This is a genomic window from Janthinobacterium sp. BJB304 (genome assembly GCF_002735765.1).
Taxonomy (GTDB): domain Bacteria; phylum Pseudomonadota; class Gammaproteobacteria; order Burkholderiales; family Burkholderiaceae_D; genus Janthinobacterium.
In genome coordinates this window covers 19,295-43,857 of sequence record NZ_PDZN01000004.1, presented here as the reverse complement: position 1 = coordinate 43,857, position 24,563 = coordinate 19,295, and the positions used below count along the sequence as shown (strand labels likewise).

Here is a 24,563-nt window from a genome sequence, read left to right as displayed (position 1 = left end):
GCCAGGCTCCGCACATGCGGGCCTGGCTTTTTTCATGCGGGCTGGACGGCGGCCACGGCCGCCTTCTGCCGCTGGATCGCCAGCACCAGCAGCGCGGCCAGCAGGCAGGCGGCGCCGGCCACGAACAGGGCCGGATTGTAGGTCAGCATCAGGGTGCGGATGCGGCCCGCGCCGTACGCGGCCACGGCGGCACCCAGCTGGTGGCCCGCGAAGATCCAGCCGAACACCATGCCCGCCCGCTCCCGGCCAAACGTGGCGCCCACTAGTTTCACGGTCGGCGGCACGGTGGCGATCCAGTCCAGGCCGTAAAACATGGCAAACAGGGACAGGCCGTACAGGGTGAATTCCGAATACGGCAGCCAGAACAGCGACAAGCCCCGCAAGCCGTAATACCAGAACAGCAGTTTGCGGTTGTCATAGCGGTCCGACAGCCAGCCGGACAAGATCGTGCCGAACAGATCGAAGGCGCCCATCATGGCCAGCACGGAGGCGGCCGGCACGGCGGACAGGCCCGAGTCGCCGCACAGGGAAATGAAGTGCGTCTGGATCAGGCCGTTGGTGCTGAGGCCGCAGATGAAGAAGGTGCCGAACAGTATCCAGAAGGTACGATTGGAAGCCACGCTGCGCAGGATCAAAAAAGGCGTGGCGAACGTCATGGCCGCCGCCGGCACCAGGGGCGTGGCCGGGTCGGCGCCATACGGACGCAAGGCCACGTCCTGCGGCCGGTTGCGCATGCACAGGAAGGCCAGCACGGCGACGATAGCGCAGCTGGCAAACACGGGCATGACGGCCGTGCGCCAGCCGAAATGCTCGATCAGCCAGGCACCCACAGGCAGGAACAGCAGCTGGCCCGTGGCCGAGCTGGCCGTCAGCACGCCCACCACCAGGCCCCGGTGCGTCTCGAACCAGCGGTTCGCCACCACGGCGCTCAAGACCAGCGCCGTCATGCCCGAACCCAGTCCCAGCAGGATTCCCCACAGGGCCACCAGCTGCCAGAACTGCGTCATGCGCGTGGCCAGCAGCATGCCAGCAGCGATCAGCCCCAGCGCCACGCAGATGACATTGCGCAAGCCGAAGCGCTCCATCAGGATGGCGGCAAACGGCCCCATCAAGCCAAACAGCACGAAGCGCACGGCCAGGGCCGAGGAAATCTGCTCGGCATCCCAGCCGAACTCGCGGCTCAGCGGCTGCATCAGCGCGCCTGGCAAGCCCAGCGCGGCAGACGATGTCAGGGCGGTGAGGAAGGTGATGGCGACGATGACCCAGGCGAAATGGATGCCGCGCCGCTCCAGCCATTGCGAAAAGGGAAGAGAAAGCATGCTGTCCTCATGAGAAAAAATGGATGCCGGTCACTACCAGCCGGCAGGATTTTTCTCATGTTATATTATGATCGTAATTTATACAATCAAAAAACTGGAACGACACTGCTGCGTGCCGCTCCAGTCCTGGCGTTAACGCTGCGCAGAATGTGGCTTACTTGACCTTCAAGCCATTCTTCACATCCGTCACGCCTTCCACGCTGCGGGCCAGGTCGGCGGCTTTTTTCACTTGCGCCTGGGAAGGCACGAAGCCGCTGAGCATGACGACGCCATTCACCGTTTCCACGTGCACGTCGAGCGCCTTCAAGTCGTTGTCCTTGACGAGGTCAGCCTTGATCTTGGTGGTGATGACGGAGTCGGCCACGGCCGTCTTGGTGCTGCCGGCTGCATTGCGCGCCACGCAGGCGGCCTTGGCCGTCGCATCCATGGCGTCGCAATTTTCCTTCGTCGTGGCGGGCGGATTCTGCGCCACGTTGGTGCCGGCCCGGGCGCCCGTATTGGCGTCGGCCAGCGCGGCCGTTTTCGCTGCCTTGGCATCGTTCATGCATGTGGTTTTATCGGCGCCCGTGCGGTCGCCGCATTTGGCCTTGGCCAGGTCATACTCGGCATTGGCGACGTCCTTGCGGGCCTTGCCCAGCTCGCGCGGCGTGTTGCGGTATTGGGCCACGGCATCCGATTCGGCCTTGGCGCGCGCCACCCTGGCTTCTTCCACGCAGACTTTTTTCGCGTTGCCGCTCTGGCTGTCGCAGGCGGCCTTGGCCTGCTTGTAGTCACTTGACGCCTTGTCCGTCAAACTCTTGTACGAGGCATCCTGCGCATACGCGGGCGCGGCGGCAAGCAGGGCGCTGGCACTGGCGGCCAGCATGAGTGCGATCATTTTGTTCATGATGGTTCCTCTCTGGTTAGTTGATGCCCAGATTAGACCCCTGCCGCGCGCAAAGCTCCGTGCGACAGCACACGCTGACAGTCCATTCGCCTAAAAATCACCGTTTATTTGTCGCCGCTCAAACCCATCCGCCACAATACTTGCGCCTGTTCAAATGGTGAAACGGCCCCATCAAATGCGCCTGCGCCATCGGCCAGCGCCAGCCAGCCTTGCGTGGCGTGGGAACTGCCTACACCGCCGCCCGCAGCCTCGCCTGCCGCGCGCACGCCGCGCATCCAGGCCAGCACATCCTGATACTGGCCGGGGTGGCGTCCATGCATCCAGGCCAGGGCCACCAGGTCCGCGTACCCCTCTTCACGGCGCGTCTCGCGCAGCTCCTGCGCCAGCGCAGTCAACTTGCCTCGCTGCCTGCTGCGCGGTTCGACAAAGCCGCGCGGCAAGGCGTGCCAGTCGCCCTGCGCATAGCGCCGGCAATGGCCGATCTCATGCGCCGTCATCGCTTCCATCATCAGGCCCTGGCGCGCGGGTGGCAGGCCCTGCAAGACACTGTCCGCCTGCGCATTGCCGCGCAAGGACAGCACCAGCTTGCAGCGCCCCCCTTCGTAGCCCAGCGCCAGCGGCACGGCGCCGGGCGCATCCTGCGGCTGCACGATGATATCGATGGGCAAACCTTGCGCACGCGCAAACGCGATGACGGGCTGGCCCGCCTGCAGCCAGCGGGTTTCCAAATCGGTGAGCTGGGCGGCAGCCACGGCAGGCAAAGGGGAGAAAGCGATGAGCAAGCTCATCAGCAAGAGCGGATTCAGCATGGAATAGGCGGGAAGAAAGGAGGATTTACCACTGCAGAGTAAGCGGTGGATGTATTTCCACAAGGAAAAACTGGCAACTTTTCACAAATAAAGACGAAAAAAAACCGGTGCGCAAGGCACCGGCTTTTCAGACTGATAATAATCAAGGTCAGCTTATTTCTTCGCCGCCTTATCCAGCGCGCGGGCCGTGACGAATTCCGGGCGGATATCGTTGGGCACGGCCTTCATCTTGTCGAGCGCCACCTGCACCTCAGGGCGGATGACCACGTATTTCGTCATCATCGCTTGCGCGCGCGCATAGTCGCCCGTCGCCTCGATGGTCAAAAATTCGCGGTCCAGGTCGATCACGGCCTGCTTGATCTTCGCAAAATCGACGCCAAATTTGCCATCGCCCAGCGACACAAAACCGCCCTTGTCGAGGATGTAATTCATCTGGATGGCCATGCCGCGCGCATGCGAATCCGTCAGGCCGAAATGCAGCGTGCGGAAACCGGAAGCGAGGAAGGTGTTATACAGCTTGCGTTCGGCCGCCTCGCCCTGGCCCAGGGTGTCGTTGAGCTGGCCCTTGTCCATCATGTAGCGCAGCGCGAACAGGCCCGTGATGTCGGCCTTGGCTTCTTCGATGGTCGAGTAGGCTTCCTTCAAATCCTGGCGCGGCGTCGATGGCTTGCCGTCGACCACGGTCGCGTGCGGGCCCAGGCCGTGCATGATTTCATGCGCGAGGATGTGCGTGAAGAAGGAATTGAAATCGACGTCCTGCTGCGCTTCCGGCGTGAGCACCAGTTTCGAGATCGGCGTCAGGGTGGCCTTGAACTTGGCTTCCTGCACGTTCTTCAGCATCACGCGCTTGGAGCCGCGCGCGCTGATGATGCGTTCGTCATTGGGCAAGTTGTAGGCGGCCGTCTGCACGGCCATGTTGCCGTCGCCGGCGCCATACACCTGGTTAACCACCACCATCGGCGCCAGCGCACCCACTTTCGGGTTGCGGTACCGGGCGTCGAGCGGCAGGTTGTCTTCCAGCTCCTGCATGTGCTTGGCGAAGAAATTGAGCTTTTGCGTTTCGGCCTGGTCGCGGATGTTCACGTAGGCTTCGAAGGCGGCCTTGTAGCCGAACAGTTCATCGTTGTACGTTTCATACGGGCCGATGGTGATGTCGACGGGCGAATCGAGGTCCATCCAGGCGAAGTCGGACGGTAAATAATCGTTGTCGAGGAAAGCCTTGGCGCGCAGGGTCAAAAATTTCTTCAGCGATGCGTTGTCCGTGGCGGCCGCCGCTTCATCGAGCAATTTGGCCAGCTGTTTCAGCTCCACCGTGTATTCGTCCGAATACTTGACGGTCTGGTATTTGCCGTCCTTGCCCGCGCGGATGGTCGTGAAAAACCATTGCGCCTGCTGCTTGTCGTCCGCCGGCAAGCCGTTCATCCATGTTTCCAGGCGGGCCTTGGTGGCGCCCTGCGGATAGAAATTGCCCGCTTCCGGCTTGTGCGCGGGAATGGCGATGCCCGCATAGCTGGCCGGCATGAACGAGGCGTGCGCGTCGAGCACCGACCATGGGCCCTTGTTGATCCAGAAATAATTCAGGCGGGCCTGGCCCAGGGCCGACTTGTCCTTCTTCAGGGCCGCCCACAGCGCTTCATTGCCGGACCAGCGCTGGCGCAGCTGCAGCACGTCGACCAGCTTGGCCGCCTCGACCAGTTTGGCGATGGCCTGGCGGTCGCCCGCGGACAGGTGGCTGACGTCGGCCGTCAGCGCGACGGGCGCGTAGCGGGCGCTCATGGCCGTCAGTTGTTGCGCGGTGGCCGGGGCGGCTGGCGTTGCGGCGCAGGCGCTGCCGACGGCGGCGGCCATCAGCAGGGGAATCAGGAGTTTTTTCATGGGGCCTCGGTTGGATTTTTCTCAGACGCGGCTGGCGCGGATGGCGCGCTACCGCTTTCTTGCTCAGCCTGCGATTGTCCCACCTGCCCCCATGGCATGGCAAGCGGCTTACCAGACCTTGTACACCTGCCCCGTCTGCGCCCCTTCCACGCTGCGGCTGTAGGCCAGGGCCACGCGGCTGGCGGCGGCCGGCTCGAAGCCATAGAAGAAGGGGCCGTACGACTCCAGCGATTCGGCCAGCACCGTCGGGCTGACGACATTGATGCGCACGCCGCGCTGCAATTCAATGGCGGCGCCCCGCACGAAGCCTTCCACGGCCGCGTTGGTCATGGTGGCGGCCGTGCCGAAGCGGATCGGCTGCTCGGCCACGATGCCGCTGGTCAAGGTAATCGAACCGCCGTCGTTCAGGTACTCCTGCGCCACCAGCGCCACGTTGACCTGGCCCATCAGCTTGCTTTCCAGGCCTACCTGGAATTGCTCAGGAGTAAATTCGCTCAGCGGGCCGAAATGCAGCTTGCCGGCCGTCACGACGACGGCATCGACCTTGCCGATGCGCTTGAACAGGGCGCGCACTTGCGCGATGTCGCCCATGTCGGCCTGGTGCGTGCCGCTGCGGCTGCCCACTTCGATGATTTCATGGCGTTGCGCCAGTTGGGCGGCGACGGCCGTGCCGATGGTGCCGCTGGCGCCAATGATGACGATTTTCATGCTGCTTCCTTGTGTGGGTTGAACGATGGAGCCAGTATGCGCCGCTTACAAAAAGGAATAAATACGCTAGAATTTACAAGATTACTAATCTGCAGTTTGCAATCGGGATATCATGGATAAATTGCGCAGCATGGAGATTTTTGTCGCCGTCGTCGATGCGGGCAGTTTCACGGCCGCCGCCGAGGCATTCCATATTTCGCCCGTGATGGTGGGCAAGCACATCAAATACCTGGAAGAGCGGCTGGGCGCGCGGCTGCTGGCGCGCACCACGCGGCGGCAAAGCCTGACGGAAATCGGCCAGCAGTATGCGGAACAGTGCCGCCAGATCCTGGCCAGCATCCATGCGGCCGAACGGGGCGCGGAAGCCATGCGCGCGGCGCCGCGCGGCAAGCTGAAAATCACGGCACCCGTGTCCTTCGGCAGCGAATGCATCGCGCCGCTGATGGCCGACTACCTCGATGCGTATCCGGAAGTGAGCCTGGAATTGAACCTGAACGACAGGACGGTGGACCTGGTGGAGGAAGGATTCGATGCGGCCATCCGCATCGGCAAGCTGGAAGATTCCGCCATGGTGGCGCGCGTGCTGCGGCCGTATGCGATGGTGATCTGCGCCGCGCCCGCCTACCTGGCCAGACACGGCACGCCGCGCACGCCGGCCGACCTGGCCCGCCACGAATGCCTGGACTTCATGCAATGGACGCGCCATGTGCGCTGGCGCCTGGCCAGGAGCGGCGACGATGACGGCAGCCCCGTGCGCGAGAGCCGCTTCCGCTCGAACAATGGTCAGGCGCTGCGCGTGGCAGCCCTGCACGGCTTCGGCATCGTCATGCAGGCGGAGATCCTGATGGCCGGCGATATCGCCGCCGGCAGGCTGGTGCCGCTGCTGGCCGACTACGTGCCGGCGCCCCGCCCCATGCACCTCGTGTATGCACGCGACCGCCAGCCCACGCCGAAGCTGACGACCTTCATCGATTTTCTGCTGGAACGCTACGGGCCGGCGGCGACACCGCCACCGGCCACGCTCACGTAATCGTCGTACTTAGTTGGCCTTTGCGGCGGGCGCCGACGCCAGCCTGGCCAGCTCGCCGTCCGGCTGCCAGCCGGCGCCGAGAGACCTCGCCACGGCGACCGTCGCCAGCAGGCGCTGGGTCTTGATCTGCGCGGCGGCGCGATCCGCCGCCAGCGAACTGCGCTGGGCATCGGTGACGTCCAGGTAGGTCGAGATGCCGCGCTCATAGCGCGTGCGCGCCACCAGGTAGGCGCGCGCCGCCGCTGCCTGCGACAGGGCTTGCGCATCGCCCTGCAACTGGCGCTGCTCCACGTCGGACAAGGCGTCTTCCACTTCGCGCAAGGCCGTCAGCAGCTTCGTTTCGTGGTTCGCCACGGCTTCCGCATAGCGCGCCTTGGACAGGTCCAGATTGGCCTGGTTGCGGCCGCCGTCGAAGATCGGCAGGGACAGGGCCAGCGGGCCAAAGCTGAACTGGCGCGAACCGCCCTGCGCCAGGTCGCGCAGTTTTTCCGAGGCGTAGCCGAAATTGCCCGTCAATTGCAGCGACGGGTAAAACGCGCCTTCTGCCACGCCCACTTGGGCGTTCGCCGCGCGCAGGCCCGCCACGCTGGACATGAGGTCCGGACGGTGCGCCAGCAGGCTGGCAGGCAGGCCGACAGGGATGGCGGGCGGCAGCGGCAGGCTGGAAGGCTCGGCGGCCACCGGCAATTGCAGCGCCGACGGCGGCTTGCCCGTCAGGGTGGCCAGGCTGTTTTCCAGCTGGTTGCGCTGGCGCTTGACCTCATGCAGGTCGGCCTGCGCGTTCGACAGTTCGACTTTCGCGCGCGCCAGGTCCAGCTCATTCGTCAGCCCTGCATTGAAGCGCGCCTCAACCAGCTGCGCCGACTCGCGGCGGGTGTCCAGCGCGCCATTCAGGATCGCCATTTCCGCATCCAGCCCGCGCAGCTGCCAGTAATTGCTGGCCACTTGCGACGACAGCATCAGCAGCACGCCGTCACGGTCCGCCTGCGCCGCCAGCGCCTGCGAATCGGCCGCTTCGACCATGCGTTTCACGCGGCCCAGCAGGTCGACTTCATACGACAGCGAGCCGCCCACGGAGAAGTTATTGCCGCTGATCGAGCGGTTGCCCAGGGCCAGGCCCTGCGAAGTGTTGGCCGAGGTGCGCGAGTTCGAGATGCCCGTGCTGACGTTCACGCTCGGGCCCTGGTTGGCGCGCGCCGTGCCGCTTTGCGCCAGCGCCTGCAGCAGGCGCTCGCCGGCCGCTTTTACACTGGGATTGTCCTGCAGCGCGCTCTGTTCCAGGCGGTTCAGGGTCGCGTCGCCGTAGATGCGCCACCACTCTTTGGGCAGCTGCGCGGCATCCGCGGCGGCCGCGCCGTGGCGGAAGGTGTCGGTGCCGGCCACGTTTGCCGGGGCCGTGAAATCCTGGCCCACGGTGCCGCAGGCGGACAGCGCCACGGCAAGGGAAGCGGCCAGCGCGATTTTCGTCATTACTGTTTGCATGATGGTTTGCATGATGATTACCTTCTTGTTCTTGAGGTGTATGCGGGCGCGGTCAATGACCGCCGCCACCGCCACCGGGAGCTTTGAGTTTGTCGGCCAGCCACAGGGGCACGATGCAGGCCAGCAGGATGGCGCCGATCAGGAAGAAACCATCGTTGTAAGCCATCACATACGCTTCGCGGCGCACGATGCCGTCGATCGCCTGCAAGGCCTGGTTGCCGGCCGTGACGGCGTCATAGCCCTTGGCCATGAACGACGACGTCAGCTGATCGATGCGCAGCTGCGTGGCGCTGGAATACGCATTGATCGCTTCGCCCAGGCGCTGCGAGTGGAAGTGTTCGCGGGTGCCCAGGGCCGTGGCCAGCAGGGCGATGCCGATCGAGCCGCCCAGGTTGCGCGTCATGTTGAACAGGCTCGATGCAGACGGCATGTCCTTCGGCGCGATGCCCTTCATGGCGAAGTTCGACAGGGTCAGCATGACGAAGGGCTGGCCCAGCGCGCGCACGACCTGCGACCACAAGAGCTGGTCATAGCCGGTGGACGCGTCCATGTAGGCATTCATCATGCACGAGCCGCCGAACAGCAGCAGGCCGAACGAGCACAGAATACGGTTGTCCACCACGGACGACAGCTTGGCGACAAACGGCATGATGAACAGCTGCGGCAAGCCCACCCACATGATGACTTCACCGATCTGCATCGGCGAATAGCCGGCGATCTGGCCCAGGAACAGGGGCAGCAAAAAGGCCGAGCCGTACAGGCCCATGCCCGTCACGGCCGACAGCACGGTGGCGACCAAAAAGTTACGCTGGCCGTACAGGCCCAGGTTGACGAACGGTTCGGCGCGCGTGGCGCTGGTGACGACCCAGCCCAGGATGCCCACCAGGGCCAGCGCGGCGAAGGTGATGATGAAACCCGAGTCGAACCAGTCCTTCGAATTGCCTTCTTCCAGGAAGATCGTCAGGCAGCCCAGGCCCAGGGCCATGAAGAAGATGCCCAGCCAGTCGGCCTTCCAGAACATCTCGAGCTTCATCGGCTCCTTGTCCAGGCCATAGATCATGCCGGCGATCAGCAGCACGCCCGGCACCCAGTTGATGTAGAAGATCGAGGGCCAGCCATACAGCTCGGAGAGGTAGCCGCCCAGGGTCGGGCCCATGGCCGGCGCCAGGGTCGCCGTCAGGCCGAAGATGGCCATGCCGACGGCGCGCTTCGACGGCGGCAGCTTGAGCATCACCAGGGTGAACGCCATCGGTATCAGGGCGCCGCCCGTGAACCCCTGCAGCATGCGGAAGACGATCATGCTTTCCAGGTTCCAGGCCGTGCCGCACAGGGTGGAGAACAGCAGGAAGAAAGCGGTGGTGCCGATCATGTAGGTACGCAGTCCGAACACGCGCGCCAGCAGCGCGGTGAGGGGAATGACGATAATTTCCGCCACCAGGTAGGCCGTGGAAATCCACGACCCCTCTTCCTGGGTGGCCGACAGCGAGCCAAGGATATCCTTGAGCGAGGAGTTGGTGATCTGGATGTCGAGCACCGCCATGAAGGCGCCCAGCATGCCGGCGGCGACCGCCAGCCAGGTGCGCCCGGAGACTTTCTCGTCAATCACGGGAAACGCTGGCGGCTTCGCCAGCGTGGTGGAAGGGCTGCTCATGGAAGCTTAGCGGGCGGCGGTCTGGGCGGCAGGAGCGGCGGCGTGGCGCGGGGCCTCGGCCTTGTCCGACGCGGGCTGGTTCACTTCCACTTCGGCGATCACCGACATGCCCGGCACCAGGCGACCATTCATGGCCTTGATATCTTCCGGCTGGAAGACGATTTTCACGGGCACGCGCTGGACGATCTTGGTGAAGTTGCCGGTGGCGTTATCGGCCGGCAGCAGGGCGAATTGCGCGCCCGAGGCAGGGGCGAAGCTGTCCACGGTGCCCACGAGTTTCTTGCCCGGCATGGCGTCGATGGTCACGTGCACGCTCTGGCCGCGGTGCAGGTCGGCCAGCTGGGTTTCCTTGAAGTTGGCGGTGACCCAGACGTTGTCCTGCACGATGGCCGTCAATTGCTGGCCAGGCTGCACGCGCATCCCCGTTTCCACGTTGCGCTTGCCGATGCGGCCGGCGACGGGCGCCAGGATGCGGTTGTATTGCAGCTGCTGTTCCGCGTCCTTCAATTGCACGCGCAGCACGGCCACTTGTGCCTTGGCCACGTCGCGCGCAGCTTGCGCCGCACCGATCTGCGACTTGGCGGCCGAGGCGCTGTCGCGGCGGGCGGCCAGGTCGGCCACGGCACTCGAGCGGGCCGCGTTGGCCGCGTCGAGTTCCGCCTTCGAGACGGCTTTCATCTGGCTCGTGTACAGCTGGCCATAACGGTCCGCATCCTGTTTCGCGCGCAGCAATTGCGCATCGGCTTGCGCCACTTGCGCCTGGGCGGCACTCGCTTGCGCCTGCACCTGGGCGATCTGCGCGTCCGCTTGCAGCACTTGCTGCTCGGCGCTGGCGATCTGCGCGGCGATCTGCTCGGTTTTCACGCGCTGGTCGAACGGGTCGAGTTCGGCGATCACGTCGCCCTCTTTCACGATTTGATTGTCGTCAATAAAAACCTTGGTGACGACGCCGGAAATGCGCGCCGAGACAGGATGCACATGGCCGGCCACATAGGCATTTTCCGTTTCCACGAAATAGTGGCTGCGGTACCACATGCGCGCGCCGGCGCCCAGCGCGACGAGGACGATCAGGCCGGCGATGATTTTCACACGGTTATTCGGTGGTGCGGAGCTGGCGGAAGCGGCGGGCGTGGAAGGTGCGGCAGGGGCCGCGGGTGGGACGGCGCTCAGCACCTTGTGCTCTGCTTGGCCTGGCTGGTTGGACATACTCGCTCCGGAAATGAAATGATATAGGTTCATTATTGGGCAAAGAAAAGCCAAAGTCAAGAAATGAAACGATTGCATTTCATTTTAATTTGCACTACAGTGTGAGCCATCACTTACCTTCCACCTTATAAAGAGACCCAGACCATGTCCGATCCCGGCCTCAGCGATACCTTGCCTACCGATACAGAATCCGACGCCGCCGCTCAGGAGCTTTCCTGCTGCGGCAAGCCAGCCGGCCGCCCGCGCGCGGCCGACATGGAAGCGCGCATGGAAAACCTGCTGCACACGGCCGGCTGCCTGTTTCTGGAAAAAGGGTATGGGAAGGTCAGCCTGGAAATGATCGCCCGCGAAGCCCATGTGGCCGTGCGCACGATTTATGTGAAATTTGGCGGCAAGTCGGGCTTGTTCAATGCCGTGGTGGAATTGCGCCGCGCCGCCTACTTCTCGACCATGCCGGCACTGGAAACGGATATGCGGCCCCTGCCCGCCATTTTGAGCGAGTTCGGCCTGCTGTTCGTGCAACTGGTCACCATGCCGGCGGCGATCCGCCTCAATCGCATGGTGGTGGCCGAAGCGGCCACGCACCCGGAACTGGCGGAAACGTTTTACAAGGTGGGACCGGGACAGACGCGCGAGATGCTGACCAAGTTTTTCAGCCGCCCCGACATCGCGCCCCTGTTTCGCGCGGAGCTGACCCCATCCATGCTGGCGCTGCACCTGCTCAATTGCCTGCTGGGCGACCAGATGTCGCGCCTGCTATTCCCGCCACAGGCGCAGCCGGATGTCGCACAGCTGCGCACCAAGGTTGCACTCAGCCTGGACCTGTTCCTGCGCGGCACCCTGCGCCAGCCGCTGGCGGACTGACGCGGGATGGCTGGCCCCGGAAGTCAGCCAGGACGGCTGCAGTCTTCCGGCAGCGCCGCTTCGACCTGTTCATCATTCAAGCCCAGCGCACGCAGGAAAGGCTGGGCCGCCGACGCGCCATCAACGCTGAGTGAAGACTCACTTCCATCGTAGCGGTCCGGGCCGTAGCGCATCAGGTCGAACGAGGTTTCAAAGCGTTGCGCCAGGAAATACGTGCGGAAGTAATCGAAGGAAAACGCCACCTGGCCATCGGCACACAGCAGCAAGCCATGCGCATACAGCGGCGCCAGCCAGTCCCCGGCCGCCATGCTCCAGCCCTTCACGCCGCAATAGTCGCTGACAAAACGCTCGAGCTCCGCCTCGCTGAGGAACACGCTCTTGGCTTCGAACATCACGAACGCCAGCTCGATGAGGAATTCGCGCGCATCGGCAGCGACGCCGGCGTCCTCGCGCCGTTGCGCGCCCGCCTTGCCCAGCAAGCCATCGAGATAGGCGCGATCGCCCGCCAGCTGCGGCAGCAAGGTGGCAAACACATACTCGGCATCCACCTGCCCCGTTTCCTGGCCATTCGGCGTGTACAGCACCGACAGGGCGAAGCTCTTGCTCACGTCATCGAACTCGCGCAGCGACACCGTCCACTGCGCGCCTGCCCCGCCGCCATCCGCCTCTCCCGTGGCGAACTCGAGCACGGAAAATGCCGCCATCTGGCCATTCGCACCGTACAGGCTGCCTGGATTGCTCTTGAACAGGATCCCCAGCGACTTCATCAGCGAGCTGGCATCGCCCGTATGCTGGTGGCCATGGAACACGGCGTGGATATTCTTGTAGTGCGCGCGCTGCTCGGCACTGGCGTGCTCGTCGGCAGAGAAAAAGCTGAAGCCGGCATTGCCCAGCGCCGCCGCGGCGACACCCTGCGCGCGGCTGCCCGGCACCAGGTAGAAACGCGCACCAGGCAAGCTGGCCGCCTGCAGCAAGGGGCGCAGGAAGTATTCGTAGACGTACACGGGTGTCGTGCCGGCACAGGCGTCCGGCGCCACCAGCTGGCCCGTGAAGAAAATCGCATCGATCCTCTTGCCCGCCGCCAGGATAGCGGCCACATCCTGGTACAAGGCATGCAGCATCACGGCTTGCTCTTGCTCATCAGTCCGGCGCAAACGGACATCGGCGATATGAAGGGCGGTAAATTTTCTCATCGTTGCAAAACTTTCTTAGAGCCTATCCCAATAAGGAGCGTCTTCTGCTGGCAGTTCATCAGGAGCGCTGACAAGGCGTGAGGAGGATGCGTAGCGAGCCACGCGACGACTCCCCGCTTCCGAGGGGCGCCAGCAAGGGATGTATTCATCTGCTGGGACAGGCTCCTGGTACAGCGGAACTTGACCGACTCCCATGCTGGCAACATTGCTGGAAAAATCGCACGCGTCCATAGAAGCAAAACATGGTTACAGACCGCCATTCTGCCATTTTTTCCATACGGCAATACTCACCAATTTTCACATGGTGCTGCCGCGCCACGTTTTACCCTGCTGAAGGTCAAGGGAAATAAAAAAAGCCGGGAACACGTCCCTGTTTTTTGTACTGAAAGTTAATTTTTTATCAGCGCTTGCGCGGCGGCGGCAAGTCCGTGCACACGCCTTCGTACACTTCGGTGCGCTTTTACCAACCTGCCGATCGTCTCGCCCAGGGTCGGGTGCGGGTGGTAACCGGCCCAATAAAAAACCCCGCAATCGCTTGCGGGGTTTTGAGTGTCACAGCGCTACAACATCAACGCTTGCGCGGCGGCGGCAAGTCCGTGCACACGCCTTCGTACACTTCGGCAGCCATACCAATCGACTCGCCCAGGGTCGGGTGCGGGTGGATGGTCTTGCCGATGTCGGTGCCGTCGCAGCCCATTTCGATGGCCAGCGCGATTTCGCCGATCATGTCGCCCGCATGCGTGCCGACGATGGTGCCGCCGATGATGCGGTGCGTTTCCGCGTCGAACAGCAGCTTGGTGAAGCCTTCGGCGCGGCCGTTGGCCACGGCGCGGCCGGAAGCGGCCCACGGGAAGTGGCCTTTCTCGACCTTGATGCCCTTGGCTTTCGCTTCGTCTTCCGTGATGCCGGCCCATGCCACTTCCGGATCCGTGTAGGCGACCGACGGGATCACCTTGACGTCGAAGTGCGACTTCTGGCCGGAAGCCGCTTCGGCGGCCACGTGGGCTTCATGCACGGCCTTGTGCGCCAGCATCGGCTGACCGACCAGATCACCGATGGCGAAGATGTTCGGCACGTTGGTGCGCATCTGGCTGTCGACTTCGATGAAGCCGCGGTCGGTGACGTTCACGCCGGCCTTGTCGGCAGCGATCTTCTTGCCGTTCGGGCTGCGGCCCACGGCGACGAGCACCAGGTCGTAGACTTGCGGTGCCGGTGCCGTGGCACCCGCTTCGGCCGCTTCGAAAGTGACCTTGATGCCTTCCGGCAACGCCTCGACGGCGACCGTCTTGGTCTTGGTCATGATGTTGTCGAAGCGCTTCTCGTTGAACTTCTGCCATACCTTGACGGCGTCGCGGTCCGCGCCCTGCATCAGGCCATCCATCATTTCGACCACGTCGATGCGCGCGCCGAAGGTCGAGTAGACAGTCGCCATTTCCAGGCCAATGATGCCGCCGCCGATGACCAGCATGCGTTTCGGGATCTGGCGCAATTCCAGCGCGCCCGTCGAATCGACGATGCGCGGGTCTTCCGGCACGAAAGGCAGTTTCACCACGGACGAACCGGCGGCGATGATGGCCTGCTTGAACTGCACGACTTTTTTCGAGCCGTCGCCAGCCGTCACTTCGATGTGGTTCGCGCTGAGGAACTGGCCCACGCCCGTGACGACTTGCGTCTTGCGCGCCTTGGCCATGCCGGCCAGGCCGCCCGTCATGTTCGAGATCACGCCTTCCTTGTACTTGCGTACCTGGTCGATGTCGATCGTCGGCTTGGCGAACGTCACGCCCGTATTGGACATGTGCGCCGTTTCGTCGATGACGGATGCCACGTGCAGCAGCGCCTTCGACGGGATGCAGCCCACGTTCAGGCACACGCCGCCCAGGGTGGCGTAGCGCTCGACGATGACCGTCGTCATGCCCAGGTCGGCCGCGCGGAACGCCGCCGAGTAGCCGCCAGGACCGCCGCCGAGCACCATCATGTCGACGTCGATGTCGACCTGGCCGCTGTAATTGCCGGCCGGGATGGCGGCGACAGGTGCAGGAGCCGCAGCGGCTGCCGGAGCGGCTACCGCCGGTGCAGGTGCGGCCGCCGGTGCAGTTGCCGGAGCTGCAGCCGCGCCGTCAAGCGCTTCGACCACCAGCAGCGCGCTGCCTTCGGCGATCTTGTCGCCGACCTTGACCTTGACTTCCTTGACGACGCCCGCGTGGGTCGATGGAATCTCCATGCTGGCCTTGTCCGATTCGACCGTGATCAGGGACTGGTCCACCTTGATGGTGTCGCCCACCTTGACCATCAGTTCGATGACTTCGACTTCCTTGAAGTCGCCGATATTCGGTACTTTTACCTCTACTGTGCTCATCAATCGCTCCTTACAGCAGAATTTTGCGCATGTCGGCCAGGACTTCGCCGAGGTACACGGAGAATCGCGCGCCCATCGCGCCATCGACCACGCGGTGGTCGTAGGACAGCGAGGTGCCCATCATCAGGCGTGGCTGGAAGGCCTTGCCATCCCATACCGGCTTGATCGAGGCTTTCGACAGACCCAGAATGGCCACTTCCGGCGCATTGACGATAGGCGTGAAGTGCGTGCCGCCGATGCCGCCCAGGGACGAAATCGTGAAGCTGGCGCCCTGCATGTCGGCCGGTTTCAGCTTGCCTTCGCGCGCCTGCAGCGACAGTTCCGTCATTTCGCGGGCGATTTGCGAGACCGACTTCTGGTCCGCGCCCTTGATCACGGGTACCACCAGGCCGTTCGGCGTGTCGGCAGCGAAGCCGATGTTGTAGTACTGCTTGAGGATCAGGTTCTCGCCCTTGGCGTCGAGCGAGGCGTTAAACGCGGGGAATTTCTTCAGCGCGGCGACGGATGCCTTGATCACAAAGGCGAGCATGGTCAGCTTGGCCGCATCCTTGTTCTTCGCATTGGCCGCGTTGGTGTCGACGCGGAATGCTTCCAGATCCGTCACGTCCGCTTCGTCGAACTGCGTGACGTGCGGGATCATGACCCAGTTGCGGTGCAGGTTCGGACCCGAGATTTTCTTGATGCGCGACAACGGCAGCAATTCGGTCGTGCCGAATTTGCTGAAGTCCAGCGACGGCCATGGCAGCAGATCCAGGCCCACGCCGGAACCGCCTTTGGCAGCGGCTGGAGCATTTGGTGCGGCAACGGCGCCCGACATCACGCCCTTGACGAAGTTCTGCACGTCTTCCTGGGTGATGCGGCCCTTCGGACCGGAACCGCCGACCAGCGCCAGTTCCACGCCCAGTTCGCGCGCGAACTTGCGGATCGATGGCGACGCGTGCGCCAGCTTGCCGTTCACGGCAGGTGCGGCGGCTGGAGCGGCAGCGACCGGCGCCGAAGCGACGGCGGCGGCTGGTGCGGCGGCAGCTTGCGCGACCGGCGCAGGCGCAGCGGCAGGAGCGGCAGCGCCACCGGTCGTTTCCACCACCAGCACCAGACTACCCTTGGCAACCTTGTCGCCGACCTTGACCTTCAATTCTTTCACAACACCGGCGTGGCTCGATGGAATTTCCATGCTGGCCTTGTCCGATTCGACCGTCAGCAGCGACTGGTCGACCTTGATCGTGTCGCCGACCTTGACCATCAGTTCGATGACTTCGACTTCCTTGAAGTCGCCGATATCGGGCACGGTCACGTCGACCAGGGCCGGCGCGCCGGCAGGGGCGGCAGGCGCTGGCGCTGGCGCGGCCGCAGGAGCGGCGGCGGGGGCGGCTTCAGCGGCAGGTGCCGGGGCGGCCGCGGCGGCCGGCGCCGGGGCCGAGGCGTCGTCCGCCACTTCCAGCAGCAGGACCAGCGAACCTTCGGCGATCTTGTCGCCCACGTTGACTTTCAATTCCTTGACGACACCGGCGTGGCTCGATGGGATTTCCATGCTGGCCTTGTCCGATTCGACGGTAATGAGGGACTGGTCGACCTTGACCGTGTCGCCTGGCTTGACCATCAGTTCAATGATCTCGACTTCCTTGAAATCGCCGATATCCGGGACTTTGACTTCCACAATGCTCATAGCTTGCTCCGTTATTTTATTTGTCAGATGGACCCGCACACACGCCAGGGCGGCACTTTCGCACCGCCCTGGCATCATCGGGTCCGCACAACGATTACTGGGTCACCGGATTCGGTTTGTTCGCGTCGATGCCGTACTTGGCGATCGCCTGCTCCACCACCGACACGTCGATCTTGCCTTCGTCAGCCAGCGATTTGAGCGCGGCCACGGTGACATAATAACGGTTCACTTCGAAGAACTCGCGCAGCTTGGCGCGGCTGTCCGAGCGGCCAAAGCCATCGGTACCGAGCACTTTGTAGGTGCGGCCCTTCGGCATGAAGGCGCGGATCTGTTCTGCAAATGCGCGCATGTAGTCGGTCGTGGCGACGATCGGGCCATCCGTGTCCTGCATCAGCGACGTCACGTAAGGCACGCGCTGCTGTTTCGACGGGTTGACCATGTTCCAGCGTTCCGCATCCTGGCCATCGCGGGCCACCAGGGTCAGCGACGGCGCCGACCACACGTCCGCGGCCACGCCCCAGTCGTTTTCCAGCAATTCGGCGGCGAAGATCGATTCGCGCAGGATGGTGCCGCAACCGATCAGTTGTACGCGCAGCTTGGCATCTGCCTTGCCTTCTTGCAACTTATACATGCCTTTCAGGATGCCTTCTTCCTGGCCCGGCTTGATGCCTGGCTGGGCGTAGTTCTCGTTCATGATCGTGATGTAGTAGAACACATCTTCCTGGTTGGCGATCATGCGGCGCAGGCCATCCTGGATGATGACGGCGACTTCATGGCTGAAGGTCGGGTCGTACGGCATGCAGGTCGGGATGGTCGCGGCGAAGATATGGCTGTGGCCATCTTCGTGCTGCAAGCCTTCGCCGTTCAGGGTTGTGCGGCCAGCCGTGCCGCCCATCAGGAAGCCACGGGCGCGCATGTCGGCCGAAGCCCATACCTGGTCGCCGATGCGCTGGAAGCCGAACATCGAGTAGAAGGTGTAGAACGGGATCATGATGCGGTCGTTGGTCGAATACGACGTCGCCGCGGCGATCCACGAGCTCATGCCGCCCGCTTCGTTGATGCCTTCCTGCAGGATCTGGCCAGCCTTGTCTTCGCGGTAGTACATGACCTGGTCCTTGTCGACCGGCTCGTACAACTGGCCTTTCGGATTGTAGATGCCGATCTGGCGGAACAGGCCTTCCATGCCGAAGGTACGCGATTCATCGACCAGGATCGGCACGACGCGCTGGCCCAGGTTCGGGTCTTTCAGCAGGGTCGAAATGACGCGCACGAACGCTTGCGTGGTCGAGATTTCGCGGCCTTCCGGCGTCGCTTCCAGCACGTTCTTGAACGCGTCCAGGCCAGGCACGGGCAGGGTTTCTTCCGCCTTCTGGCGGCGCTGCGGCAGGTAGCCGCCCAGGGCCTTGCGGCGCTCGTGCAGGTAGACCATTTCCGGCGCATCGTCGGCAGGCTTGAAGAACGGGATATCGGCCAGCTTGTCGTCCGGGATAGGCAGCGAGAAGCGGTCGCGCATTTCGCGAATGGCTTCGTCGTCCAGTTTTTTCGTCTGGTGCGCCGTGTTGCGCGCTTCGCCCGACTTGCCCATGCCGTAGCCCTTGATGGTTTTCACCAGCAGGACGGTAGGCTGGCCCTTGTGTTCCTGGGCGATCTTGAAGGCCGCGTAGATCTTGTGCGGATCGTGGCCGCCACGGGTCAGGCGCCAGATGTCGTCGTCCGTCATGTTGGCAACCATTTCCAGCAGCTTCGGATGCTTGCCGAAGAAGTGCTTGCGCACGTAGGCGCCATCTTTCGCCTTGTAGTTCTGGTATTCGCCGTCGACGGTTTCCATCATCACGCGCTGCAGGATGCCTTCTTTATCTTGCGCCAGCAGGGCGTCCCAGCCCGGGCCCCAGATGACCTTGACGACGTTCCAGCCCGCGCCGCGGAATTCGCCTTCCAGTTCCTGGATGATCTTGGTGTTGCCGCGCACGGGGCCGTCCAGGCGCTGCAGGTTGCAGTTGACCACGATGACCAGGTTGTCGAGCATGTCGCGTGCGGCCAGGCCGATCGCGCCCAGGGATTCCGGCTCGTCCATCTCGCCATCGCCGCAGAAGGCCCAGATTTTACGGTTGTCGGTCTTGGCGATGCCGCGTGCGTGCAGGTATTTCAGGAAGCGCGCCTGGTAGATCGCCATGTGCGGGCCCAGGCCCATCGACACGGTCGGGAACTGCCAGAAGTCAGGCATCAGCTTTGGATGCGGGTACGAAGACAGGCCCTTGCCGTCGACTTCCTTGCGGAAGTTCAGCATTTGCTCTTCCGTCAAACGGCCTTCGAGGAAGGCGCGCGCGTAGACGCCGGGCGAGGAGTGGCCCTGGATGTACAGCAGGTCGCCGCCGTGGTCGGCCGTCGGCGCGTGCCAGAAGTGGTTGAAACCGATGCCCAGCATGTTCGCCAGCGAAGCGAACGAGGACAAGTGGCCGCCCAGGTCGCCGTCGGCGCGGTTGGCCTTGACCACCATGGCCATGGCGTTCCAGCGCATCCACGAGCGCAGGCGCTCTTCGTATTCCAGGTTGCCGGGGCAGTGTGCTTCTTGCTTGGTGGGGATGGTATTGACGTAGGCGGTGGTGCTGGAGAACGGGATCTGGGCGCCGCGGCGGCGGGCCAGGTCAACCATGCGCTCCATCAGGTAATGCGCGCGTTCCGGACCTTCATTTTCCAGCACGGCTTCGAGCGCGTCCAGCCACTCCTTGGTTTCCTGCATATCCGGGTCGGTGCCGATCTGTGTCGTTACCTGGTTCAGTTGAGCTGACATCTGTTGAGTCTCCTTTGTGAACGCCCCACCCCGATTTTCCGGATCGCTGTCGGACGGTATTTCGCTGATTATTTACTATTAAGTCGGTTTAGTGTGGGGATTCTAACAGCGTATTTAGTATTTTTCAAATTACGATATAGCATTTCATATCATGAAATCACCCTATGAAATTTATGCTGCACTGCCGCAAATTCTGTCCGGAAATTAGGGTGATCAAAGTGCCAAAAGCGGCGCCAAAAGAACCGCAGGCCCTTGCGCTCCCTAGGCCACCAGCACACCAGCAAAACGCATTAACGCCCCAGTCGTCCGCACAGGCATACCGGGCCAGGCGGGCCTGAAAAATGTCGAGGGCAAGGCGCGGCGACACAGACAGTACGCCAGTACGGCAAGGAGCTGCAACGCCGCCATCGGCATTTTCTCAGGCCCGCGTCTCCGGCCCGCTTTTATGCCGGGCCAAGCGGGCCTGAAAAACGTCGAGGGCAAGGCGCAGCGACGCAGACAGTACGCCAGTACGGCAAGGAGCTGCAACGCCGCCATCGGCATTTTCTCAGGCCCGCGTCTCCGGCCCGCTGCTGCTACGCCTTTGCATAGCCAAAACCGCCCCTTTGCGCCGCCCGGCTTTATAATCTGTCTTTTCCCTCCTACATCTCTCAGCCCCCCCTACCATGCCAGCACAACTGATCGACGGAATCGCCCTCTCCCAAAAACTGCGCAGCGAGATCGCCACGCGCGCCGCCGCCCTTACCGCCAAGGGCACCCAGCCCGGCCTGGCCGTGATCCTCGTCGGCGAAGACCCGGCCAGTCAGGTATATGTCCGCAACAAGGTCAAGGCGTGCGGCGACGTGGGTTTCCACTCGGTGCTGGAAAAATATGAAGCGGACCTGTCCGAAGCGGACTTGCTGGCACGCATCGCCAGCCTGAACGCCGATCCCGCCATCCACGGCATCCTCGTGCAAATGCCCTTGCCCAAGCACATCAACCCGCACAAGGTCATCGAAGCGATCGCCACGACGAAAGACGTGGACGGCTATTCCGTCCTGAGCGCCGGCGAACTGATGACGGGCTTGCCCGGCTTCCGCCCGTGCACGCCGTACGGCTGCATGAAACTGATCGAAAGCACGGGCGTCGACTTGCGCGGCAAGCACGCCGTCGTCATCGGCCGCAGCAACACGGTCGGCAAGCCGATGGCCCTGCTGCTCTTGCAAGCGAACGCTACCGTCACCATCTGCCATAGTGCGACCCCGGACCTGGGCCTGTACACGCGCCAGGCGGACGTGGTCGTGGCCGCCGTCGGCCGCCGCAACACCCTGACGGCCGACATGGTCAAGCCGGGCGCCATCGTCATCGACGTGGGCATGAACCGCGACGATGACGGCAAGCTGTGCGGCGACGTGGATTTTGCCGGAGTGAAAGAAATCGCCTCCCACATCACGCCCGTGCCCGGCGGCGTGGGTCCGATGACGATCACGATGCTGTTGATGAATACGGTAGAGGCCGCCGAGCGCATTTAAGAGGAGCACCTGAGACAATGCTCATGGCGGCGTTGCCTGGCCTTGAACATTTTTCAGGCGCTCCATGTATGAAGACAGAATGGACGAACCGACGATGAATACCAATCCCCTGCTTGATTTTTCCGGCCTGCCACGCTTCGACGCGATCACGCACGAGCATGTCACGCCTGCCATCGATACCCTCCTGGCCCAGGCACGCGCCACGGTGGCGCAGCTGGAAGCGCCCATGGAAGAAGTGAGCTGGGACAACTTCGTCGCGCCCCAGGACAAGATCGCCGAAACCCTGGGCCGCGCCTGGAGCATCGTCAACCATTTAAATAGCGTGATCGATACGCCCGAACTGCGCGCCGCCTACAATGCGAACCTGCCCAAGGTGACGGAATTCTTGACCGAACTGGGCCAGAACGAAATCCTCTTCGGCAAATACAAGCAATTGCAGGCCCGCGCCGATTTCGCCAACCTGTCGCCGGCGCGCCGGCGCATCGTCGAGAATGCCGTGCGCGACTTCCGCCTGGGCGGCGCCGAGTTGCCCGAGGACAAGAAAGAGCGCTTCGGCGCCATCCAGGAAGAACATGCGGCCGTAGGTACGCGTTTTTCCGAAAACGTGCTCGACGCCACGAATGACTACAAGTTGCTGGTCGAGAACGAAAGCGACCTGGCCGGCTTGCCCGACGACGTGAAGGCGGCCGCGCGCGCCGCCGCCGACAAAGCCGGCAAGCAAGGCTATGAATTCTCGCTGCACTTCCCGTCCTACTACCCGATCCTGCAATTTGCCGACAAGCGCGCGCTGCGCGAAACCATCTACCGCGCCAACGCCACCAAGGCATCGGACCAGGGCGACGTCTTCAGCAAGAAAGAGGACTGGGACAATACTCAGAACATCGTCACCTTGTTGCGTCTGCGCAACGAAGAGGCAAAACTGCTCGGCTACGCCAATTTCGCCGAAGTGTCGCTGGTCTCCAAGATGGCCACTTCGCCCGCGCAAGTCATCGCCTTCCTGGAAGACCTGGCCAAGCGCGCGCGTCCGTTCGCCGAGAAGGACCTGGCCGAACTGAAACAATTCGCCCGCGAAGAACTGGGCATCGCCGAACTGCAGGCGTGGGACGTGCCGTACGCCTCCGAAAAGCTGCAGGAACGCCGCTACGCGTTCTCGGCCCAGGAAGTCAAACAGTATTTCCCTGAACACAAGGTGATCGACGGCCTGTTCCGCCAGATCCAGAACCTGTTCGCGGTCGAGATCAAACTGGATACGGCGCCCGTCTGGCACCCGGACGTGCGTTTTTACCGCATCGAGCGCGACGGCCAGCTGGTCGGCCAGTTCTACCTGGACCTGTATGCGCGCGCCGGCAAGAGCGGCGGCGCCTGGATGGACGACGCGCGCGGCCGCCGTGCCGACGCACAGCACGTGCAGACGCCGATCGCCTACCTGACCTGCAATTTCACGGAACCGGCCGTGGTCGACGGCCAGGCACAGCCTGCATTGTTCACGCACGATGAAGTCATCACCCTGTTCCACGAGTTCGGCCACGGCCTGCACCATATGCTCACCGTCGTCGACGAGCTGGGCGTGTCGGGCATCGCCGGCGTCGAATGGGATGCCGTGGAACTGCCGTCGCAATTCATGGAAAACTTCTGCTGGGAATGGGAAGTGCTCGAGCACATGACGGCGCATGCCGTCACGGGCGAGCCGCTGCCGCGCGCGCTGTACGACAAGATGCTGGCGGCCAAGAATTTCCAGTCCGGCCTGCAAACCCTGCGCCAGGTGGAATTCTCCCTGCTCGACATGCATCTGCACTATGACTACGATGCCGGCACGGGCCAGAGCGTGCAGCAGCTGATCGACAGCGTGCGCGCCAAGTTCGCGCTGATCATCCCGCCCGCCTTCAACCGCTTCCAGAATTCCTTCGGGCATATCTTCTCCGGCGGCTACGCGGCTGGCTACTACAGCTACAAATGGGCCGAGGTGCTGTCCGCCGACGCCTATGCGGCGTTTGAGGAAGCCAGGGCGCTGGGACCGGCCGCCACCACGGCGGCGGGCAAGCGTTATCTGCAGGAAATCCTGTCCGTCGGCGGCTCGCGCCCCGCGCTGGAATCGTTCACGGCCTTCCGCGGCCGCGAACCGAGCATCGACGCCCTGCTGCGCCACAGCGGCATGGCCGCTTGACCGCCATGAGCCGCGTCGATTTTCACAGCAACGTGCCGGACAAGCTGGCCTACGCCTGCCGTCTGGCACGCAAGGCGTATATGGCCGGCAACAAGGTGGTCGTGCTGGTGCAAGATGGCACCCAGCTCGACGCCTTGAACAGCGCCATGTGGACCATTTCCGCCACGGATTTCCTGCCGCACGTGCTGGCCGGCGACCCGCTGGCCCCGCAAACGCCCATCATCCTGACCGATGACGCGGCCGCCGAGCTGCCGCACCACGACATCCTCGTCAACCTGTCGCAGCTGCCGCCCGCCAATTACGCCGATTTCCAGCGCGTCTTCGAGATCGTCTCCATGGATGAACAGGATGCGCAGGCGGGCCGCCAGCGCTTCCTGCACTACCGCCAGCAGGACGTGCAGCCGACGCATTTCGTCGCGGGTAAAGCATGAGCCAGCAGCCATTCGACCAAGGCATCCCCCTGCTGACGGAGGTGCTGCTGGGACCGGAGGTGGTTACTGCCAGCCCGGCGCAGCCTGCTGTCGTCGAGGAAGCGCCGGCGTTGCCGCCAGCGGCGGCGCAGCCCGACTGGGACGCCATCGAACAGCGGCTCACGCAGCGCATCCTGCATCAAGTACAGGGCAAGATCGACCATCTGCTGGAAGAGCGCATCGCCCACGTCCTGCAGACGGCCCTGCAAAACGCCCTGATCGGCATGCGCGGCGCCCTGCGCGAAGACTTGCAGCAATCGCTGGAACAGATCGTCGCGCATGCGGTCAGCCATGAACTGGGGCATCTGCATCCGCCGGCACAGTAAGCACACACCTGTCGTTGCGACCATTTCATCACCGACAAAAATCTGGGGTCAGACCCGACGGGTCTGACCCCGGCATTCCCCGTCCTTGCCGTTGGGTTATGAGCATGCCGCGCAATGTCGGGTTACGCGCTGCGCGCTAACCCGACCTACCCGACCTACCCTATTCTTTCCTCCAACGCCATTCTTTGGTGCGCTCGCGCCTGCGAAATCGGTGCATCGCGCCTCACTTTGGTGATTGTTGCGACAAAATGTAAAA

The 24,563-nt window shown here is 63.3% G+C and carries 19 protein-coding genes; 7 read left to right on the top strand and 12 right to left on the bottom strand.

Annotated features, from left to right (window positions below; all coding sequences use genetic code 11):
• Positions 1-32 precede the first annotated feature (32 nt).
• The 5 genes from CSQ95_RS05870 to CSQ95_RS05850 all read right to left on the bottom strand — a co-directional run bounded on the left by CSQ95_RS05870 (position 33) and on the right by CSQ95_RS05850 (position 5,597).
• Entirely contained in the window at positions 33-1,319 is a 1,287-nt protein-coding gene (locus CSQ95_RS05870) for an MFS transporter (protein ID WP_099408856.1), read from the bottom strand.
• 154 nt (positions 1,320-1,473) lie between these two features.
• Positions 1,474-2,205: a BON domain-containing protein gene (locus CSQ95_RS05865; protein WP_099408855.1), complete on the bottom strand. Its 732-nt coding sequence runs from the start codon at positions 2,203-2,205 to the stop codon at positions 1,474-1,476.
• 104 nt (positions 2,206-2,309) lie between these two features.
• Positions 2,310-3,014: a hypothetical protein gene (locus tag CSQ95_RS05860; RefSeq protein WP_257217964.1), complete on the bottom strand. Its 705-nt coding sequence runs from the start codon at positions 3,012-3,014 to the stop codon at positions 2,310-2,312.
• 153 nt (positions 3,015-3,167) lie between these two features.
• On the bottom strand, positions 3,168-4,889 hold the full coding sequence (locus CSQ95_RS05855) for a hypothetical protein (RefSeq protein ID WP_099408854.1): 1,722 nt from the start codon (positions 4,887-4,889) through the stop codon (positions 3,168-3,170).
• 108 nt (positions 4,890-4,997) lie between these two features.
• On the bottom strand, positions 4,998-5,597 hold the full coding sequence (locus CSQ95_RS05850; RefSeq protein WP_070289214.1) for a short chain dehydrogenase: 600 nt from the start codon (positions 5,595-5,597) through the stop codon (positions 4,998-5,000).
• Positions 5,598-5,709: 112 nt separating this feature from the next.
• Here CSQ95_RS05850 and CSQ95_RS05845 point away from each other — a divergent pair, with 112 nt between their 5' ends.
• Positions 5,710-6,627 (top strand): LysR family transcriptional regulator, encoded by a 918-nt coding sequence (locus CSQ95_RS05845; protein WP_070289213.1) that lies wholly within the window; start codon positions 5,710-5,712, stop codon positions 6,625-6,627.
• Between the two features lie 9 nt (positions 6,628-6,636).
• Here CSQ95_RS05845 and CSQ95_RS05840 read toward each other — a convergent pair whose 3' ends face one another.
• The 3 genes from CSQ95_RS05840 to CSQ95_RS05830 are packed head-to-tail and all read right to left on the bottom strand — an operon-like array spanning position 6,637 to position 10,966.
• Complete coding sequence (locus CSQ95_RS05840) at positions 6,637-8,109, bottom strand: efflux transporter outer membrane subunit (protein ID WP_257217963.1); 1,473 nt, start codon at positions 8,107-8,109, stop codon at positions 6,637-6,639.
• A gap of 52 nt (positions 8,110-8,161) precedes the next feature.
• Positions 8,162-9,760 (bottom strand): DHA2 family efflux MFS transporter permease subunit, encoded by a 1,599-nt coding sequence (locus tag CSQ95_RS05835; RefSeq protein WP_099408852.1) that lies wholly within the window; start codon positions 9,758-9,760, stop codon positions 8,162-8,164.
• Positions 9,761-9,766: 6 nt separating this feature from the next.
• Positions 9,767-10,966, bottom strand: coding sequence for an HlyD family secretion protein (locus CSQ95_RS05830; RefSeq protein ID WP_099408851.1), 1,200 nt, complete (start codon positions 10,964-10,966; stop codon positions 9,767-9,769).
• A 144-nt stretch (positions 10,967-11,110) separates the two neighbouring features.
• Here CSQ95_RS05830 and CSQ95_RS05825 point away from each other — a divergent pair, with 144 nt between their 5' ends.
• Positions 11,111-11,830 (top strand): TetR/AcrR family transcriptional regulator, encoded by a 720-nt coding sequence (locus CSQ95_RS05825; RefSeq protein ID WP_070312825.1) that lies wholly within the window; start codon positions 11,111-11,113, stop codon positions 11,828-11,830.
• Between the two features lie 23 nt (positions 11,831-11,853).
• Here CSQ95_RS05825 and CSQ95_RS05820 read toward each other — a convergent pair whose 3' ends face one another.
• Entirely contained in the window at positions 11,854-13,023 is a 1,170-nt protein-coding gene (locus CSQ95_RS05820; RefSeq protein WP_143449912.1) for a hypothetical protein, read from the bottom strand.
• A 180-nt stretch (positions 13,024-13,203) separates the two neighbouring features.
• On the opposite strand from CSQ95_RS05820, the gene CSQ95_RS29010 reads away from it, so the two are divergent.
• A complete protein-coding gene (locus CSQ95_RS29010) occupies positions 13,204-13,416 on the top strand; it encodes a hypothetical protein (protein ID WP_143449911.1) in 213 nt (70 codons plus the stop codon).
• A gap of 175 nt (positions 13,417-13,591) precedes the next feature.
• Here the strand turns inward: CSQ95_RS29010 and lpdA are convergent, their stop codons facing one another.
• The 3 genes from lpdA to aceE all read right to left on the bottom strand — a co-directional run bounded on the left by lpdA (position 13,592) and on the right by aceE (position 19,836).
• Complete coding sequence (gene lpdA, locus CSQ95_RS05815) at positions 13,592-15,379, bottom strand: dihydrolipoyl dehydrogenase (protein ID WP_099408849.1); 1,788 nt, start codon at positions 15,377-15,379, stop codon at positions 13,592-13,594.
• Between the two features lie 10 nt (positions 15,380-15,389).
• Positions 15,390-17,045: a dihydrolipoyllysine-residue acetyltransferase gene (aceF, locus tag CSQ95_RS05810; protein WP_099408848.1), complete on the bottom strand. Its 1,656-nt coding sequence runs from the start codon at positions 17,043-17,045 to the stop codon at positions 15,390-15,392.
• Between the two features lie 94 nt (positions 17,046-17,139).
• Positions 17,140-19,836, bottom strand: coding sequence for a pyruvate dehydrogenase (acetyl-transferring), homodimeric type (gene aceE / locus CSQ95_RS05805; RefSeq protein ID WP_099408847.1), 2,697 nt, complete (start codon positions 19,834-19,836; stop codon positions 17,140-17,142).
• 665 nt (positions 19,837-20,501) lie between these two features.
• Here aceE and folD point away from each other — a divergent pair.
• The 4 genes from folD (at position 20,502) to CSQ95_RS05785 (ending at position 24,307) form a co-directional block, all read left to right on the top strand.
• Positions 20,502-21,347 (top strand): bifunctional methylenetetrahydrofolate dehydrogenase/methenyltetrahydrofolate cyclohydrolase FolD, encoded by an 846-nt coding sequence (folD, locus tag CSQ95_RS05800; protein ID WP_070221908.1) that lies wholly within the window; start codon positions 20,502-20,504, stop codon positions 21,345-21,347.
• A gap of 79 nt (positions 21,348-21,426) precedes the next feature.
• A complete protein-coding gene (locus CSQ95_RS05795; protein WP_373631556.1) occupies positions 21,427-23,511 on the top strand; it encodes a M3 family metallopeptidase in 2,085 nt (694 codons plus the stop codon).
• A gap of 5 nt (positions 23,512-23,516) precedes the next feature.
• Positions 23,517-23,942 (top strand): DNA polymerase III subunit chi, encoded by a 426-nt coding sequence (locus CSQ95_RS05790; RefSeq protein WP_070311793.1) that lies wholly within the window; start codon positions 23,517-23,519, stop codon positions 23,940-23,942.
• Complete coding sequence (locus tag CSQ95_RS05785; protein ID WP_099408846.1) at positions 23,939-24,307, top strand: hypothetical protein; 369 nt, start codon at positions 23,939-23,941, stop codon at positions 24,305-24,307. Before CSQ95_RS05790 ends, CSQ95_RS05785 begins: the two co-directional genes overlap by 4 nt.
• The last annotated feature ends 256 nt before the right edge of the window (positions 24,308-24,563 follow it).

Bases quoted from the DNA above. Each gene is read 5' to 3' on its own strand.
- aceE (WP_099408847.1), bottom strand. From the start codon at position 19,836: ATGTCAGCTCAACTGAACCAGGTAACGACACAGATCGGCACCGACCCG.
- CSQ95_RS05830 (WP_099408851.1), bottom strand. From the start codon at position 10,966: ATGTCCAACCAGCCAGGCCAAGCAGAGCACAAGGTGCTGAGCGCCGTC.
- folD (WP_070221908.1), top strand. From the start codon at position 20,502: ATGCCAGCACAACTGATCGACGGAATCGCCCTCTCCCAAAAACTGCGC.
- CSQ95_RS05865 (WP_099408855.1), bottom strand. From the start codon at position 2,205: ATGAACAAAATGATCGCACTCATGCTGGCCGCCAGTGCCAGCGCCCTG.
- CSQ95_RS05835 (WP_099408852.1), bottom strand. From the start codon at position 9,760: ATGAGCAGCCCTTCCACCACGCTGGCGAAGCCGCCAGCGTTTCCCGTG.
- aceF (WP_099408848.1), bottom strand. From the start codon at position 17,045: ATGAGCATTGTGGAAGTCAAAGTCCCGGATATCGGCGATTTCAAGGAA.
- CSQ95_RS05795 (WP_373631556.1), top strand. From the start codon at position 21,427: ATGGACGAACCGACGATGAATACCAATCCCCTGCTTGATTTTTCCGGC.
- CSQ95_RS05845 (WP_070289213.1), top strand. From the start codon at position 5,710: ATGGATAAATTGCGCAGCATGGAGATTTTTGTCGCCGTCGTCGATGCG.
- CSQ95_RS05840 (WP_257217963.1), bottom strand. From the start codon at position 8,109: ATGCAAACAGTAATGACGAAAATCGCGCTGGCCGCTTCCCTTGCCGTG.
- CSQ95_RS05850 (WP_070289214.1), bottom strand. From the start codon at position 5,597: ATGAAAATCGTCATCATTGGCGCCAGCGGCACCATCGGCACGGCCGTC.
- CSQ95_RS05785 (WP_099408846.1), top strand. From the start codon at position 23,939: ATGAGCCAGCAGCCATTCGACCAAGGCATCCCCCTGCTGACGGAGGTG.
- lpdA (WP_099408849.1), bottom strand. From the start codon at position 15,379: ATGAGCACAGTAGAGGTAAAAGTACCGAATATCGGCGACTTCAAGGAA.
- CSQ95_RS05870 (WP_099408856.1), bottom strand. From the start codon at position 1,319: ATGCTTTCTCTTCCCTTTTCGCAATGGCTGGAGCGGCGCGGCATCCAT.
- CSQ95_RS05860 (WP_257217964.1), bottom strand. From the start codon at position 3,014: ATGCTGAATCCGCTCTTGCTGATGAGCTTGCTCATCGCTTTCTCCCCT.
- CSQ95_RS05790 (WP_070311793.1), top strand. From the start codon at position 23,517: ATGAGCCGCGTCGATTTTCACAGCAACGTGCCGGACAAGCTGGCCTAC.
- CSQ95_RS05855 (WP_099408854.1), bottom strand. From the start codon at position 4,889: ATGAAAAAACTCCTGATTCCCCTGCTGATGGCCGCCGCCGTCGGCAGC.
- CSQ95_RS05825 (WP_070312825.1), top strand. From the start codon at position 11,111: ATGTCCGATCCCGGCCTCAGCGATACCTTGCCTACCGATACAGAATCC.
- CSQ95_RS05820 (WP_143449912.1), bottom strand. From the start codon at position 13,023: ATGAGAAAATTTACCGCCCTTCATATCGCCGATGTCCGTTTGCGCCGG.